Origin of the sequence: Desulfuromonas sp. AOP6 (assembly GCF_009731355.2) — a bacterium.
Taxonomy (GTDB): Bacteria; Desulfobacterota; Desulfuromonadia; order Desulfuromonadales; family SZUA-540; genus SZUA-540.
This window is the reverse complement of sequence record NZ_AP022810.1, coordinates 1,893,712-1,910,110: the sequence shown is the minus strand read 5'-3', so window position 1 is coordinate 1,910,110 and position 16,399 is coordinate 1,893,712. Positions and strand designations below refer to the sequence as shown.

The following is a 16,399-nucleotide window of genomic DNA, read 5'->3' as shown; positions in this document are numbered from 1 at the left end:
GTGCTTTGCTTCCGAGGCAAGGCTTCTTTGTTTCTTCAAAGCATGTAAAAAGGGTCATTGACGGCTGTAGCCTGTCAATGACCCTTTTTGTTCTTTTGTATGAGTGAGCGATTTCGTCAGGTGCCGGTGGACTCTTTCTGCATGGCTTCTTTCAGTTTGGTCAGCATGCGTTCGCGATATTCGACGATGTCTCTGCGCAGGGAATTCAGCTTGGCAACCCTGTCGTCGATGGTATGGATATGCTGGTCGAAGATGCCGATGAGTTCGGGGATGAGCCGATCCGTCTTTTTGGCATTGCCGTAAACCTCATACAGGTGCTGCATTTCTTTGATGGTCAGGCCCAGGTCCCGCAGTTTAATGATGAATCTGATTCTTCTCACCATATACGGTGTATAGCCTCGGTTGGCCCGGTCAAGTCGTTCTACTGACTCGATGATGCCGACCTCTTCCCAGTAGCGCAGCGTCCGTGTCGAAATCCCCAGATCTTTGCACAGCGTGCCAATAGGAACAATTTCTTCGGTTGGCGGTATGTCTTCACTCATGGCGTCCCTCGCAGATGATTTATTTTTTCCTGCGCAGTATGACATTGACGTAAATAAAATGAAACTTAAAATTTTACTTTTGCGGTCATAATTTAAAAAAATAACAGTGTTATGGAGAAAAGTGACAAAAAAATCAGATAGTTAGCCATTGGTAAAATCTGTGAAAAATGTAAAACAAAAAAACGTTCAAAAAATCGTTGACATGCACGTAAATGCAAATTACAAATAGTCCTAAAGGAAGCGGTTTGTGGCCGCCCTGTCGAGACCCCGTGCCGTCGGGGAACATGTCATGTAAAGGGAAATGCAAAAAGGAGGAGGGTATGTCTGAATTTCTCAGCCGAATCAGGAAAAAGAGCCTGCACGCCAGGGTGATGAAGCCGGAGGACACTATTCCGTTTTTTAAGAACGGCATGGATCTGGGCTGGTCGGGATTTACCCCGGTCGGATATCCGAAGGTGGTGCCTCTGGCCCTGGCTGACTACGTTGAGCAGAACAACCTGCAGGGCAAGATGCGCTTCAATCTCTTTATCGGCGCCTCCATCGGTCAGGAGGTTGAGGATCGCTGGGCCTCCCTTCAGATGACCGACAAGCGCTGGCCCTACCAGACGGGAAAGGTGATCCAGAAGCAGGTCAACGACGGTACCGTGCGCATGGGAGACAAGCATCTGTCCCTCTATGCCCAGGATCTCGGCTACGGCTACTACACCAAGGGCAGGGGAGGCGGTTTCGATCTTGGTCTGGTGGAAGCCTCGGGCATTGCCGAGGACGGCAGCATTATCCTGGCCGGCTCCATCGGCGCGGCCACGGAGGTCATTCAGTACTCGGACAAGCTCATCATCGAGATCAACACGGCCATTCCCTCCTTCGAAGGGTTGCATGACATCGTCATGCTCGACAAGCCGCCCCATCGCAAGCCCTACCTGATCAGCCGGGTCGATGATCGCATCGGCACCCTGCATGTCCCCTGTGATCACGACAAGATTATCGCCATTGTGGAGTCCCAGAAACCGGACCGCGGGCGGCCGTTGGGCCCGCCGGACGAGATTTCCGAGCGCATCGCCGCCAACATCCTCGACTTCTTCGGGGCGGAGGTGAAAGCGGGGCGGTTGCCGAAAAACCTGCTCCCCCTGCAGTCGGGGGTCGGCAATATCGCCAACGCCGTGGTCGGCGGTCTGGTGAACGGTCCCTTCAGCAATCTCAAGGTCTGGACCGAGGTCATCCAGGACACCATGCTCGACTTTTTCGATTCGGGCAAACTCGACTTCGCCTCGTCCACCTCACTCTCCCTGTCGGAGCCGGGTTTTGAGCGCTTCTACCAGAACTGGGACAAGTACGCCAGCAAGGTCATCCTGCGCCCCATGCAGGTGAGCAACAATCCCGAGCCCATCCGCCGTCTGGGGGTGATCGCCATGAACACCCCGGTGGAATTCGATATCTACGGCCACGCCAATTCGACCCTGGTGGGTGGCACCCGCATGGTCAACGGCATCGGCGGTTCCGGCGACTTTCTACGTAACGCGGCGCTGTCCATCATGCATACGCCATCGACGCGCCCCTCCAAGACAGACCCGACGGGGATTACATGTGTCGTTCCCTTCGCCACCCATGTCGATCACACCGAGCACGATCTCGACATCCTCGTCACCGAGCAGGGTCTGGCCGATCTGCGCGGCCTCTGCCCGCGCGAACGGGCGCGGGAGATCATCGCCAAGTGCGCTCACCCCGATTACCGGCCGATCCTGACCGAATACTACGAGCGCGCCGAAAAGGACTGCTTTGCCCGCGGTGTCGGCCACGAGCCCCACATGCTTTTCAAGGCCTTTCGCATGCAGGAGTCGCTGGCCACCAAAGGAACCATGAAGATCGACAGCTGGGAGTAGCCTATGTCAGCGAGCGCCGGAAAATTCACCCATAAATACGAGATGCAGAATGTCCAGTTCGTGCTGGATATCCTCCATCTGCTGACGGTGTCGCCCTCCGGCGAAAAGATGACAACCTTTGTGGAGAAGATGACGAGCGCCAGCAAATACAAAGTTTTTCGCATGTTGCATACGCTGGAGATCAAGAACTTTGTCGCCAGGAACAGCGCCGGAGACTATCACCTGGGGCCGGCGGCATTCAGTCTGGCACGGGGCATACTCTCAGATAACGGCCGGGCGTCAAAACTTCGCCCCGTGCTGGAGGAACTGGCGGCCGCCACCGGCGAGGCGGTCTATCTGGGCAGGATGAATGACGAGATGGCATTGCTCATCGACGCGGTCGAGTGCCGCCAGGTGGTGAGGGCCATCGGTTGCCTGGGGGCTTCTTTTCCGGTAACAGAGGGGCGCCTGCTGGAAGAATCTCCTATCTGCCGTATTTATGGGGCGGACGAAACACTGCTTGACGAGGTGTCGACGCTGTCTGTCGTCTTTGCAGGGCAGCATGAGTTGCGGCAAATGACGCTGGTATTGGCGGTACCTGTCTGCCGCATGAACGAGGCGCATATCACCGAGGAGCTGCTGCCCCTGCTTTCGCGCTGTGCCAGAAATTTGGGCGAGATGTACGGATGGCAGGACAGCCGTCATCTCGGTCGGCAAACACTGAAGAGCTATACGTACTTATCGGGTTAACGAGTGGGCTTCATCCTCTCGGGTTGAGGGGATGGGGATTTTTCAAGCGGTTCACCAACCAAGAATGGAGTCGTCACGATGAAAAAAAACAGGTATGTGGGATTGATCGCCGTTGTCTTTATGATTCTGACTTTTTCGTCCAACACATTTGCCGCCCAACTGCGCATGTTGTCCGCTTTCCATGAGAACTTCATCTTCAACGTAGGTGCTACCGCCAAGATGATCAAGAACCTGGAGGAGATATCCGGGGGCAAAATGAAGGTGGCTTTCCACGGCCCCGATGTCATACCGACCTTCGAGCAGTTCCAGCCTCTGCAGGCCGGCATCTTTGACCTGTCCTTCACTCATGCCACTTACCACGCCGGGACCATCAGTGTAGGGGTCGGCATGGACGCGACCCTGGCCGATCCGACCAAGCGTCGTGAGTCGGGCCTCTTCGACTTCCTGGACAAAGAGTACAACAAGCTGGGCGTCAAGCTCGTCGCTCTCCCTCCCGTCGCCCCCTATCATTTTATTACGCGCAATCCCTTAAGTGGCAACAAGCCGAGTCTGGCTGGCCTGAAGATGCGCAGCAACCCCAGCCTGCAAAACACCATCCTGGCCCTGGGAGGCTCGCCGGTGACCATGGCCGGTGGTGACGTCTATACCTCTTTGCAGCGCGGTGTCATTGACGGTGCGGCCTGGACCCTGGTCGGGGTCAAGGATTTCAAATGGCAGGAAGTCGCCAACTATATGGTGCGTCCGACCTTCGGCTCCATCTCCATGATGATCGCGATGAATCTGGATAAATACAACGCTCTGACCCCGGAACAGCGTCAGTGGATCGATGAGGCCGGCAGGAAGACCGAGCTCGACAGCCTGGAGTTTTTCAATGACCTCGTCGAGGAGGAGATTGCCTTTCTGCAGAACCAGGGCATGAAGGTGACCAACATGCACCCGGAGGACAAGGAAAAGGTGGAAATATACTGGAATAATGGCCTCTGGGACATGGCCAAGCAGTCTTCCCCTGCGGCCGGACCCAAGTTCCGTGAATTGGCGGTCGAAAAAGGTATGACGCGATGAACACTGGGAGCCTCAACAATTCCCAGCCGGCCATCCTGAAAGGGATGGCCGGCATCCTCGACCTGTTGACGCGGGTGAGTTACGTCCTGAGCGGGCTGGCCCTGGCAGGCATGGTGTCCCTGATCCTCTACGAAGTCTCCATGCGCTACTTCTTCAATGCCCCGACCAACTGGTCCAGTGATGTCAACCAATGGCTCTTCGCCCTGACCGTCATGCTGGCGCTGCCTGAAATCACCAGGGCCAACGGCAACGTGGCCATCACCATCATCATCGAGAAACTGCCGCAAAAAAGAAAGCTGTTGGTTTATCGGAGTATCGCTTTTCTGGGTTTTTTGGTGTGTATCGCCGTTTTCACTATCGCCGGGCTCGAATCTTTTCGCCAGTTTCAGCGCGGCATTGCGACCATGTGGGTCAACCCGATACCCAAATGGTGGATATCTACGGTCATTCCCTTGGGTTTTCTGCTGAGCGGGTTCCAGTTTCTGCGTGAGGGGTTGAGACCCAACCCTCCGGGCGAAGTATAGGAGAAATCTCATGGATTGGGGCGTCACTTTATCGATTGCCATTGTCGTGCTGCTGAGCTTGTTTGCCATAGGAATGCCGGTCTTTGTTGCTTTCCTCGTGGTGAATGTCATCGGTGTCTTCCTGTTGTTCGGCAGCAGTGGGTTTGGCATGTTTGCCAACAGCATCTACCAGACCATAACCCAGGAATCACTGATGGCCATTCCCCTCTTTATTCTCATGGGGGAAATCCTTTTTCGCTCCAATGCGGTGGAGATTCTCATCGATTCCATCGATAAAATGGTAGGCAACGTGCGCGGGCGCAATTACGTCCTTGTCACGTCCCTGTCTACGGTCTTCGGCGCCCTGAGTGGTTCGGCGGTGGCGGTGGCCGCCATGCTGGGTCGCTCGGTGATGCCGACCATGGATGCGCGGGGTTACGATACCCGTCTTTCCATCAGTGCGATACTGGGTGGTGCCAGCCTGGCACCCATCATCCCGCCGAGCCTGCTGGTCATCATGGTCGGCTCCATGGTGGATGTCTCCATCGCCAAGCTGCTCATCGCCGGCATCGTGCCGGGCATCATGATGGCGGTCATCATGGTCATCTACGTCTATATCCGCCTCCTGCGCAATCCGGCCCTGGAGCCGGCTGGCGACGGGGTTGCGAAGGAGAGGGTGAGCGCCCGCGAATTTTTTACGGCCCTGGCCCGCACCCTGCCGTTTCTCATCGTCATCTTCTCGGTCATGGGACTGATTCTCATGGGGATCGTAACACCGACGGAGTCGGCGGCGACGGGTGTGCTCGGCGCTATGCTGGCGGCGGCGGTCTTTCGCAAACTCTCCTTCAAAATGCTCTACGAGGCGGTGCTGGGCACCTGTTCGGTCAGCACCATGATCCTGGTCATCATGGCCAGCTCCATGCTCTTCGGCCAACTGCTGTCCTTCACGGGCGCTTCGAGCGGGCTGGTTCGGATGGCCTCCGAACTGGACCTCCCCCTGGTGGGCACCTTTTTCGTGCTCATGCTGGTCCCTTTCATCCTCTGTATGTTCGTCGATCTCTTCGCCGTCATGCTGGTGGCCATCCCGATCTACGACCCCCTGCTGCAGGTCTACAATTTCGATCCCGTCTGGTTCTGGATGCTCTTTCTCATCAATCTGACACTGGGGAGTCTGACTCCTCCCTTCGGTTACACGATCTTTGCCCTCAAGGGGGCGATGCCGGAACTGACCCTGGACGACGTCTATGGGGGAGCCTGGCCGATGGTGGGGCTCTTTATCCTGGGGATGGCCATTATGTACGTTTTCCCAGCCATCGTGACCTTCCTCCCAGCCCTTATTGGCTGATCATTCTGAACGTGAGCATGCACGGGACAACGAAAGGGGCCTGACGATGACACCTAAAATCAAAAAAATACTCTATGCCACCGATCTTTCTTCCAACGCCAATTACGCTTTCGGTTATGCCGTGAGCCTGGCGCTGAGTCATGGAGCCAAGATATCCATCATCAACGTCTACGAAAAGTTGACGAATAATCGCAATATTCAAATGCGTTCCGTGGACTTTGCCACGGCCAAGAACAAGCTGACGGAGAAAATTCAGGCGCAGCTGAAGATGTACGGCAAAAAGGAGAATGTGGAGGAGTGTCTTTACACCAAACTGGTGGACAGCATTCACGTCACCGCCGGCATGCCGGTCGAGGCTATCATCGCGCAATCGAAAAAAGACGACTGTGACCTGATTGTCATGGGGACCCACGGGCACACCTGTCTGTTCCGGGCACTTATCGGCAGCACGGCACAGAAGATGGTGCAGGAAAGCACGATTCCTGTGCTGGTTGTACGCATCCCAGAAAAATAAAAGGAGACAGGATATGTCCAGCGCTGCACGGGCAGGAGATGAAGGCATCAGCCTGCTTTACAATCTGAGCAAGGAAGAACTGGTGAAAATTATTGTCGACGATGCCAAGAACTGGCTGGCCCATGACGGCCTCTGGTTTCAGGCCATCGAACGGCGCTACGGTATGGAGGTGGCGGTGGAGGCCGATATCGAAGCCTGGCGCTATTTCACCGTGATTGAAGCCAGGCGCATCATGGAGCGCCTGGGCCTGAAGCCGGGAGGAGGCATTCCCGCTCTGGTGGAATGCCTCAAGCACCGTTTCTACGCCCGCCTGAACCTGCAGGAGTGTATCGAGCAGACCGATACGCGGGTGGTCTTCCGTATGCTTGACTGCCGCGTGCAGTCTGCCCGCAAGCGCAAGGGGCTTCCGGATCACCCCTGCAAATCGGTGGGTATTGTCGAATACGGCGAGTTCGCCAAAACCATCGACCCGCGCCTGGTCACCCGATGTATCGCCTGTCCGCCCGATCCCCATCCGGACGATTTCTGGTGCGCCTGGGAATTTACGCTGCAGGACTGATGTGATGATTCGACTTGCCCAGAGGAGGGAACCATGCACCAACAGATAGCACCCTACAAAAGCCAGCATAAACTGCGTTTTGTGACCGCCACCAGTCTTTTTGACGGCCACGACGTTTCCATCAATATTGTGCGCCGCCTGCTGCAGGCCTCCGGCGCCGAGGTGATCCATCTTGGCCATAACCGTTCCGTCGACGAGATCGTCACGGCCGCCATTCAGGAAGACGCCCACGGTATCAACATCAGCAGCTACCAGGGCGGTCATGTCGAATTCTTCCAGTACACCATGGATCTGCTGCGCGAACGCGGCGCCGGCCACATCAAGGTCTTCGGCGGCGGCGGCGGCGTCATCATCCCCGAGGAGATCAAGAGGATCGAATCCTGCGGGGTGACCAAGATCTTCTCCCCCGAAGACGGCCGCCGCATGGGACTGCAGGGGATGATCAACTTCATGCTGAAGCAGTGCGATTTCAGCCTGGAGCGCCATCCCGACGAAGAGCTGCAGAAGTTGGCCCAGCAGGACATCCGGGCCATCAATACCATTATCTCCCTGGCCGAAGACTCGGTTCACGCTGGCAGCGAAGGCGGCTATGCCCGACTGCGCGACCAGGTCAAGGCCATGGCCCGCTCGGTGCCGGTGCTGGGAGTGACCGGCACTGGCGGCGCCGGCAAGAGTTCCCTGTGCGATGAACTGGTCTTGCGTTTTTTACGGGATTTTCCCGACAAGAGCGTCGCTATCCTCGCCGTCGATCCCTCCCGGCAGCGTACGGGCGGCGCCCTGCTGGGGGATCGCATCCGCATGAATTCCATCGCCGGCAAACGGGTCTACATGCGCTCCCTGGCCACGCGGGATTCACGCTCCGAGCTGTCCCTGGCCATTCAGGATGCCCTCGACGTGGTGCGCGCCTCGGGTTTCGACCTTGTCATCGTCGAGACCTCCGGCATCGGTCAGGGCGATGCCTCCGTCGTGCCCATCTGCGATCTTTCGCTCTACGTGATGACTTCCGAGTTTGGGGCGCCGACCCAGTTGGAGAAGATCGATATGCTCGACTTCGCCGATCTGGTCGCCATCAACAAGTTCGAACGCAAGGGTTCCGAGGACGCCCTGCGCAACGTCAAGAAGCAGGTGCGGCGCAACCGCAATCAGTTTGATGTCCCTGATGAGGCGATTCCCGTCTATGGCACCATCGCCTCCCAGTTCAACGACCCCGGCGTCTCCGTCCTCTACCTGGCCGTGCTGGAGAAGCTCAATGAGAAACGGCAACTGGGCTGGCAATCAAAAATGCAGGTGAGCGACGGCGACAGTCTGAGCAAGACGGTCATCTCCGCCGACCGCATCCATTACCTGGGGGAGATTGCCCAGACAGTGCGGAGTTACCACAAGGATGTCGAACAGCAGAGCAAGGTGGCCCGCGCCCTCGGCCAGCTCAAAGCCACCCTGGCCCAGTTGCCGGAGGGGCTGGCGGCGGCTGAAGAGGTGGCTGGCCTGATACGAAAGACGGAGTCCATGCTGCATGAAGAGCCGCGCCAGTTGCTCGATTGTTGGGATGAACTGAAGCAGGCCTACCGTCAGGATGCCCTGGTGACCAAGGTGCGCGACCGGGAGATCCGCACCGAGCTCTTCAGTACCAGCCTCTCGGGTACGCGTATCCCCCGGGTCAGCCTGCCGCGCTACACCGACCAGGGCGACATCCTGCGCTGGCTCATGCTGGAGAACCTGCCAGGCTACTTCCCCTACACGGCCGGCGTCTTCCCCTTCAAACGGGCTGAGGAGGATCCCAAGCGGCAGTTCGCCGGGGAGGGGAGCCCCGAGCGCACCAACCGGCGCTTCCACTATCTCTGCCAGGACGACGGCGCCAAGCGACTCTCCACGGCTTTTGACAGCGTCACCCTCTATGGGGCCGATCCCGATACGCCGCCCGATGTCTACGGCAAGGTCGGTGAGAGTGGTGTCTCCATCTGCAACGTCGAAGACATGGGCAAGCTCTTTGCCGGCTTTGACCTGTGCGCGCCGTCCACCAGCGTCTCCATGACCATAAACGGCCCGGCCCCGGCCATGCTGGCCATGTTCTTCAATGTGGCCATCGGTCAGCAGGTCGACAAATTTGTGGAACAGCAGGGGAGGCAGCCGAATGCGGAAGAGGTGGCGCAGATCAAGAGCGCCACCCTGCAGAACGTGCGCGGCACCGTGCAGGCCGATATTCTCAAAGAGGACCAGGGCCAGAACACCTGCCTCTTCTCCATCGATTTCGCTCTCAAGATCATGGGGGACATGCAGCAGTACTTCATCGACCAGAAGGTGCGCAACTACTACTCGGTGTCCATCAGCGGCTACCACATCGCCGAAGCGGGGGCCAACCCCATCACCCAGCTGGCATTGACCCTGTCCAACGGCTTCACCTATGTCGAGTACTATCTGTCGCGGGGGATGCATATCGATGATTTCGCCCCCAACCTCTCTTTCTTCTTCAGCAACGGCCTCGACCCGGAGTATTCGGTCATCGGCCGGGTGGCGCGGCGCCTTTGGGCCGTGACCATGCGGGAGAAGTACGGGGCCAACGAGCGCAGCCAGAAATTGAAGTACCACATTCAGACCTCGGGGCGTTCCCTGCACGCCCAGGAGATGGACTTCAACGACATCCGCACGACTCTGCAGGCTCTCATCGCCATCTATGACAACTGCAACTCGCTGCACACCAATGCCTACGATGAGGCGGTGACGACGCCTACAGAGGAGTCGGTGCGGCGGGCCATGGCCATCCAGATGATCATCAGCAAGGAGTTCGGGCTGACCAGGAATGAAAACCCCGTGCAGGGATCTTTCATCATTGAGGAGCTGACCGACCTGGTGGAGGAGGCGGTCCTGCAGGAGTTCGAGCGCCTCGACCATCGCGGTGGCGTGCTCGGGGCCATGGAGACCCAGTATCAGCGCAGCAAAATTCAGGATGAATCAATGCTCTATGAGCACAAAAAACACAATGGCGACCTGCCTATCGTCGGTGTCAACACCTTCCTCAGCCCCCGGGCCGATGAGGCAGGCTACGATATTCCCGGTGAACTGGCGCGGGCTACCCCGGAGGAAAAGGAGAGGCAGATTGCCAATCTGCGCGCCTTTCAGGAGAAGAACAAAGACCAGGCGCCACAGGCCCTCGAGCGCCTGAAAGAGGTGGCCGTTACCGGCGGCAATATCTTTGCCGAAATGATGGAAACGGTCAAAGTCGCTTCTCTCGGTCAGATCACCCAGGCCCTTTTCGAGGTCGGCGGGCGCTACCGGCGCAACATGTAGGACTACTTTGGGGGGCTGCGGCCCCCCAAAAAGTACCCTTTTGCCAAAAGGAGAACAGTGTGGACATTTTTGAAGTCATTCGCGACCGACGCAGTATCCGCAAGTACAAGGACAGCCCCGTCGAGCCCGAAAAGATCGAGCAGATTCTCGACGCGGCCCGGCTGGCGCCTTCCTGGAAGAACATGCAGTGCTGGCGCTTTCTTGTCCTGCGGGATCCGGCCCGGCGGGCGGCTCTGCTGGAGGCCATTCCGGACGACAATCCCGGCAAGAAGGCGGTGGCCGCCGCGCCGGTGATCATTCTGCTCTGCGCCGATCCGCGCGAGTCCGACGTCGAGAACGGCATCCCCTACTACGTAGCCGACGCCGCCATCGCTTTTGAGCATCTCTGTCTGGCAGCCCACGCCTTAGGCCTCGGCACCTGCTGGATGGGATGGTACGACGAGGCCAAAATCAAGGCGGCGCTGGCCATCCCCGAGCCCATGCGCGTGGTCGGCTTTACTCCTCTGGGCATTCCAGATCAGGAGCCGAAGCCGCGCCCGCGTAAGGCGCTGACGGATATCGCCTACTTCGACACCTGGCCTGCCAACGAATAGGAGAATACCACCATGATCGACCTGACCGAATTGCAGCAGCGCATAGCCGCCATGCAGGATCTGCTGAAAGCGAAAGGGCTGGACGGCGCCCTGTTTATCTACCCCATCGACGTCTACTACTTCAGCGGTACCCGCCAGAATGCCACCTTGTGGATGCCGTCGGAGGGGACGCCGCTTCTCATGGTACGCAAGAGCCTCGAGCGGGCCCGGCAGGAAAGCCCCCTGGCCGATATCCGGCCCTTTCCCTCCAGTCGGGATTTTGCGTCCGTCATTCCAGCCGAAGCCGTCAAGCTCGGACTGACCTTCGATGTGCTGCCCGTGCAGCAGCTCAACTTCTACACCAAACTGCTGGCAGGGCGGGAGTTCGTCGACATCTCCCCCCTCAATCGCGAGGTACGCTCGGTGAAGTCCCCCTTCGAGGTCGAGCTGCTGCGGCGCAGCGGCGCCAGCCTCAGTTCCGTCTTCACCCAGGTGCCGGAATTCCTGCGGGCGGGGATGCGCGAGCTCGATCTGTCGGCCGAATTCGAATGCCGCCTGCGCAAGGCGGGCAACGAAGGCTATGTGCGCATGCGCGCCTTCAATCAGGAGCTCTTTCAGGGGCTGGCGGTGTCGGCCGGCGGTGCCAGCTACGGCTTTTTTGACGGCGCCGTCACCGGCAGGGGGCTGTCCAACGCTTCGCCCCACGGCGCCTCCCTCGACGTCATCGAGAGAAACGTCCCCATCCTCCTCGACTATACCGGCGTCTTTGAAGGCTATATTACCGATATGACCCGAATTTTCGTCGTTGGCGACCTCGATGACGAACTCAAGCACGCCTTTGATGTCTCCGTGGCCATTCAGGCTTATCTGCAGGCTGCCCTGAAACCGGGGGCCATTTGCGAGGAACTCTTCCTGCGGTCCGTCGAGATGGCGGCAGAAGCCGGTCTCGGTGGTTCCTTCATGGGTATGCCCGGGGAGCAGGCTCGTTTCGTCGGCCACGGGGTCGGCCTGGAGCTCGATGAGTTTCCAGTCATTGCCCAGGGTTTTAAAGTCCCCCTCAAAGAAGGGCATGTCATCGCAATAGAACCGAAGTTTGTTCTTCCCGGCAAAGGGGTGGTCGGCATTGAAAACACCTTCGTCACCACAGCCATAGGTGGTGTCAAACTCACCGATATCCCAGATGTAATTACCTACCTGTAGAGTCTTTGCCGTTCGCACTACAAGTCTTTTTGTGTGCGAACGGTTTCTTTTTTAAGCGTAAATTCGCCACGATAATCTGTGTTCACTTCGTAAAATTAAAATAAAGTTTTATTTTTGATTGACATGTACGTAAACGAAATTTATTATCGGGTTAACTTTTTCAGGAGGTGGAATAGATGAGTGCTGATGTTTATGTGGTGGAGGCCAAGAGAACGCCTTTCGGCTCCTTTGGAGGCGTCCTGGCCGATGTTCCTGCCGCTGTTCTGGGCACGACGGCCATCCAGGGGGTGCTGCAGGCAGCGTCCCTGTCGCCTGAGGCGGTAGACGAAGTCATTGTCGGTCAGGTCCTGGCCGGCGGTTGCGGTCAGGCCCCGGCCCGGCAAGCCATGCGTGGGGCCGGTATCCCCGATTCAGCGGCCGCCCTGACGATCAACAAGGTCTGCGGCAGCGGCTTGAAGGCTGTCATGCTGGGCGCTGATTCAATCCGGCTCGGCGAGTCGCAGCTGGTCGTCGCCGGCGGCATGGAAAGCATGTCCCTGGCCCCTTATGTTCTCAGCAAGGCTCGCACGGGTTATCGCATGGGGAACGGTGAACTTGTCGATCTGATGGTCTTCGACGGTCTTACCGACCCCTATACCGGACGCCACATGGGGGAGATCGGCGAAGCGAGCGTCGAGCGCCACGGTCTAAGCCGTCAGGAGCAGGACAAACTGGCGCTGCGCTCCTACCGCCTGGCCCAGGCCGCCGTTGAGAGCGGGGTCTTCGCTGAAGAGATCGTCCCCGTGGTCAAAAAGGGCAGGGGGGGAGAAACGGTCATCGAGAAGGACGAGGAACCCTTCAAGGTCGATTTCGACCGCCTGACCGGGTTGCGGGCCGTCTTCAAAAAGGACGGCACCATCACCGCCGGCAACGCCTCCACCATCAACGATGGCGCCGCCATGCTGCTGCTGGCCGGTGAAGAGGCGCTCAGGCGGCACCAGTTGAAGCCGCGGGCCCGGATAGTGGCCCAGGCTACCGAAAGCCGCCATCCCGACGAGTTCCCCGAGGCCCCCATCGGCGCCATCGCCAAGGTCTGTGCCAAGGCCGGACTGTCGGTGGCCGATATCGATCTCTTTGAAATCAACGAGGCCTTTGCTTCCGTGGCCCTGCTGGCCATCAAGGCCCATAACATTCCACTGGATAAGGTCAACGTCCATGGCGGCGCCTGCGCCATCGGTCATCCCATCGGTGCCAGCGGGGCCCGTCTGGCGACCACCCTCATCCGGGAACTGGAGAAGCGTCAGCTGCGCTATGGTCTGGCCACTCTGTGCATCGGCGGCGGCGAAGCCGTGGCCGTCATTTTTGAACGTATCGCCTGAAAAGGAGCACACCTATGATTACCACGATTGGCGTATTGGGGGCAGGACAGATGGGCAACGGCATCGCCCACGTCTTTGCCCAGTTCGGATATGAAGTCGTGTTGTACGACATCGCCCAGCACCAGCTCGACAGGGCGGTGGCCACCATACGGCAGAACCTGGAGCGCCAGGCGAAGAAAGGCGCCATCGCCGACAGCCTGGTGACCGAATCTCTCGGCCGGATCAAGACCACCAAGGCCATGGAAGAACTGGCGGCAGTCGATTTCGCCATCGAGGCTGTCACCGAGAACGAAACCCTCAAGCTGGAAATCTTTCGTCAGCTCGACGGCATCGTCAAGCCTGAAGCCTTTCTCGCCTCCAACACCTCCTCCATTCCCATCACCAAGATCGCCGCCGTAACCGGACGGCCCGAGAAGGTCATCGGCATGCACTTCATGAATCCGGTGCCGGTGATGAAGCTCGTCGAGGTCATCCGCGGCCACGCCACCAGCGACGAGACCTTTGAGGTCACGTCGGCGCTGGTCAAGAAGCTGGAAAAGGAGATGGCTGTCTCCCAGGACTACCCCGGCTTCATCGTCAACCGCGTGCTCATCCCCATGATCAATGAAGCCGTTTTCGCCCTTTATGAGGGGATCGCCACGGCGGAGGATATCGACAAGGGCATGAAGCTGGGCACCAACCAGCCCATGGGGCCGCTTACCCTGGCCGACTTCATCGGCCTCGACACGGTGCTGGCCATCGCCAATGTTCTCTACGACGGCTTTAAGGACCCCAAGTACCGGCCCTGCCCGCTGCTGGTGAAGATGGTCAACGCCGGCTATATGGGGCGCAAATCTGGCCGCGGATTCTACACCTACTAAGTAAAGGGAGACGCTCATGGACAACAGTCTGCTGCTGATCGATATAAACGACGGGATCGCCCTGCTGACCATCAACAGCCCCAAGACCCTCAACGCTCTCAACAGCACGGTCTTGAGCGAGCTGGAGTGCGCTCTCTATGAGCTGGACCGCAACGATGCGGTAAAAGTGGTGGTGCTCACCGGTGCTGGCGACAAGGCCTTCGTGGCCGGCGCCGATATCAAGGAAATGGCCGGGATGAATGCTTTCGAGGGGCAGCAGTTCGGCCTCAAGGGGCAGCGGGTCATGCTGATGATGGAAAAGATGCGCAAACCGGTGATCGCCGCCGTCAACGGCTATGCCCTCGGTGGCGGCCTCGAACTGGCCCTGGCCTGCGACTTCATCTATGCCTCGGAAAAAGCCCGACTTGGCTTCCCCGAAGTGACCCTCGGCATCATCCCCGGTTTCGGCGGCACCCAGAACCTGGCCCGCCGCCTTGGCTCGGCCCGGGCCAGCGAGCTCATTTTCAGCGGCCGTATGATCGAGGCGTCAAAAGCCTGTACCTGGGGGATCGTCAACGAGGTCTTCGCGCCGGAAGAGCTGCTTGCCAAGGCGATGGAGACGGCATCAGCCATCGCCTCCGTCGGCTCCCTCGGTGTCGCCTACGCCAAGAACGCCATCGTCAACGGGCTTAACATGGGCAAGGAGGACGGCTTCCGCTACGAGGCTTCCCTCTTCGGCGTGCTTTTCGCCACGGAGGATCAGAAAGAGGGGATGGGGGCTTTCGTGGAAAAGCGCAAAGCGGCCTTCAAGGGGAAGTAATCCATTTTATTGAGGTGAGGGAGGGACGTCATGAATTTTGAACTTTCACAGGATCACAGGGTGCTGCAGGACAGCGTGCGGGATTTCGTCAACAAGGAGATCAAGCCGCTGGCCATGAAAATAGACGAGGATCACGCCATTCCCGACGCCCTGGTGAAACAGATAGGCGAGATGGGCCTGCTCGGCAGCTACCTGCCGGAAGAGTACGGCGGTGCCGGCATGGACATGCTTTCCTACGCTATCGTGGTGGAAGAGGTCTCCAAGGCCTGCGCTTCCAGCGGCGTCCTCATCTCTGCCCACACCTCCCTCTGCTCCGGGCCGATCTATACCTTCGGCACCGAGGAGCAGAAACAGAAGTGGCTGCCGGCCCTCAATACAGGTGAAAAAATAGGCTGCTTCCTGCTGACCGAGCCCGATGCCGGCAGTGACGCCGGCGGCACCGCCACCACGTATCGTCGCGAGGGAGATGAATTCGTCATCAACGGCAGCAAGACCTTTATCACCAACGGCGGTTATCTGGGCACCGGCGTGCTGCTGGCTTCCTATGACCGCAGCCTCAAACACAAGGGGATCAGCGCCTTTATCATCGATCTCGAAACGCCGGGGGTTTCCATTCTCAAAAACGAGAACAAGATGGGCATCCGGGGCAGCTACACCACCGCTTTTGCCCTCGACAACGTCCGCATCCCGGTAGAAAACCTGCTGGGCCAGGAAGGGAAGGGTTTCAACGTCGCCATGGACACCCTCAATGGCGGCCGCATCGGCATCGCTTCCCAGGCCCTGGGAATTGCCGAAGGCGCCTTTGAGCGGGCCCTGGCCTATTCCAAGGAGCGCAAGCAGTTCGGCCAGGCTATCTGCGAGTTTCAGGCGATCCAGTTCAAGCTGGCCGACATGAAGACGCGCATCGAAACGAGCAAGCTGCTGACCTACAAGGCGGCCTGTCTCAAAGATGCCGGCAGGAACTACACCATGGAATCGGCCATGTGCAAGATGCATGCTTCCGAGACGGCGACCTATGTGACCAAGGAAGCCATTCAAATCCACGGCGGCTACGGCTACATCTGCGACTACGAGGTCGAGCGCATGTACCGCGACGCCAAGATCACCGAAATCTACGAGGGGACCAACGAGGTGCAGCGTGTGGTCATCTCCAAACTGCTCCTGGGCTAAGGTCGGGAAAACTTCACTGGC

The 16,399-nt window shown here is 58.5% G+C and carries 15 protein-coding genes; 14 read left to right on the top strand and 1 reads right to left on the bottom strand.

Features of this window, described 5'->3' with window-relative positions; all coding sequences use genetic code 11:
- Window positions 1–116: 116 nt before the first annotated feature.
- A complete protein-coding gene (locus AOP6_RS08910) occupies window positions 117–542 on the bottom strand; it encodes a MerR family transcriptional regulator (RefSeq protein ID WP_155876399.1) in 426 nt (141 codons plus the stop codon).
- Between the two features lie 320 nt (window positions 543–862).
- Between AOP6_RS08910 and AOP6_RS08905 the strand changes: the two genes are divergently transcribed.
- From AOP6_RS08905 to AOP6_RS08840, 14 genes are all read left to right on the top strand, one after another.
- A complete protein-coding gene (locus AOP6_RS08905; RefSeq protein ID WP_155876398.1) occupies window positions 863–2,422 on the top strand; it encodes an acetyl-CoA hydrolase/transferase C-terminal domain-containing protein in 1,560 nt (519 codons plus the stop codon).
- Between the two features lie 3 nt (window positions 2,423–2,425).
- Complete coding sequence (locus tag AOP6_RS08900; RefSeq protein ID WP_155876397.1) at window positions 2,426–3,151, top strand: hypothetical protein; 726 nt, start codon at window positions 2,426–2,428, stop codon at window positions 3,149–3,151.
- Window positions 3,152–3,229: 78 nt separating this feature from the next.
- The gene (dctP, locus tag AOP6_RS08895; RefSeq protein WP_155876396.1) at window positions 3,230–4,213 is read left to right on the top strand and encodes a TRAP transporter substrate-binding protein DctP; all 984 of its coding nucleotides are present in this window, start codon (window positions 3,230–3,232) and stop codon (window positions 4,211–4,213) included.
- Complete coding sequence (locus tag AOP6_RS08890) at window positions 4,210–4,737, top strand: TRAP transporter small permease (protein WP_155876395.1); 528 nt, start codon at window positions 4,210–4,212, stop codon at window positions 4,735–4,737. The genes dctP and AOP6_RS08890 overlap by 4 nt, the downstream gene beginning before the upstream one ends.
- Before the next feature lie 10 nt (window positions 4,738–4,747).
- On the top strand, window positions 4,748–6,061 hold the full coding sequence (locus tag AOP6_RS08885) for a TRAP transporter large permease subunit (RefSeq protein WP_155876394.1): 1,314 nt from the start codon (window positions 4,748–4,750) through the stop codon (window positions 6,059–6,061).
- A gap of 46 nt (window positions 6,062–6,107) precedes the next feature.
- Complete coding sequence (locus AOP6_RS08880; protein WP_155876393.1) at window positions 6,108–6,575, top strand: universal stress protein; 468 nt, start codon at window positions 6,108–6,110, stop codon at window positions 6,573–6,575.
- Between the two features lie 13 nt (window positions 6,576–6,588).
- Window positions 6,589–7,134 carry a DUF6125 family protein gene (locus AOP6_RS08875; RefSeq protein ID WP_155876392.1) on the top strand — a complete coding sequence of 182 codons (546 nt, stop codon included), beginning with the start codon at window positions 6,589–6,591 and terminating at the stop codon, window positions 7,132–7,134.
- Between the two features lie 33 nt (window positions 7,135–7,167).
- On the top strand, window positions 7,168–10,419 hold the full coding sequence (gene icmF, locus AOP6_RS08870) for a fused isobutyryl-CoA mutase/GTPase IcmF (protein ID WP_155876391.1): 3,252 nt from the start codon (window positions 7,168–7,170) through the stop codon (window positions 10,417–10,419).
- A gap of 59 nt (window positions 10,420–10,478) precedes the next feature.
- Entirely contained in the window at window positions 10,479–11,012 is a 534-nt protein-coding gene (locus tag AOP6_RS08865; protein ID WP_155876390.1) for a nitroreductase family protein, read from the top strand.
- Window positions 11,013–11,024: 12 nt separating this feature from the next.
- Complete coding sequence (locus tag AOP6_RS08860) at window positions 11,025–12,191, top strand: Xaa-Pro peptidase family protein (RefSeq protein WP_155876389.1); 1,167 nt, start codon at window positions 11,025–11,027, stop codon at window positions 12,189–12,191.
- Window positions 12,192–12,367: 176 nt separating this feature from the next.
- Window positions 12,368–13,549: a thiolase family protein gene (locus AOP6_RS08855; protein WP_155876388.1), complete on the top strand. Its 1,182-nt coding sequence runs from the start codon at window positions 12,368–12,370 to the stop codon at window positions 13,547–13,549.
- Between the two features lie 14 nt (window positions 13,550–13,563).
- Window positions 13,564–14,409, top strand: a complete 846-nt coding sequence (locus AOP6_RS08850) for a 3-hydroxybutyryl-CoA dehydrogenase (protein WP_155876387.1) — start codon at window positions 13,564–13,566, stop codon at window positions 14,407–14,409.
- Between the two features lie 16 nt (window positions 14,410–14,425).
- Window positions 14,426–15,208 (top strand): enoyl-CoA hydratase-related protein, encoded by a 783-nt coding sequence (locus AOP6_RS08845; protein ID WP_155876386.1) that lies wholly within the window; start codon window positions 14,426–14,428, stop codon window positions 15,206–15,208.
- 30 nt (window positions 15,209–15,238) lie between these two features.
- Complete coding sequence (locus AOP6_RS08840) at window positions 15,239–16,378, top strand: acyl-CoA dehydrogenase (protein WP_155876385.1); 1,140 nt, start codon at window positions 15,239–15,241, stop codon at window positions 16,376–16,378.
- The last annotated feature ends 21 nt before the right edge of the window (window positions 16,379–16,399 follow it).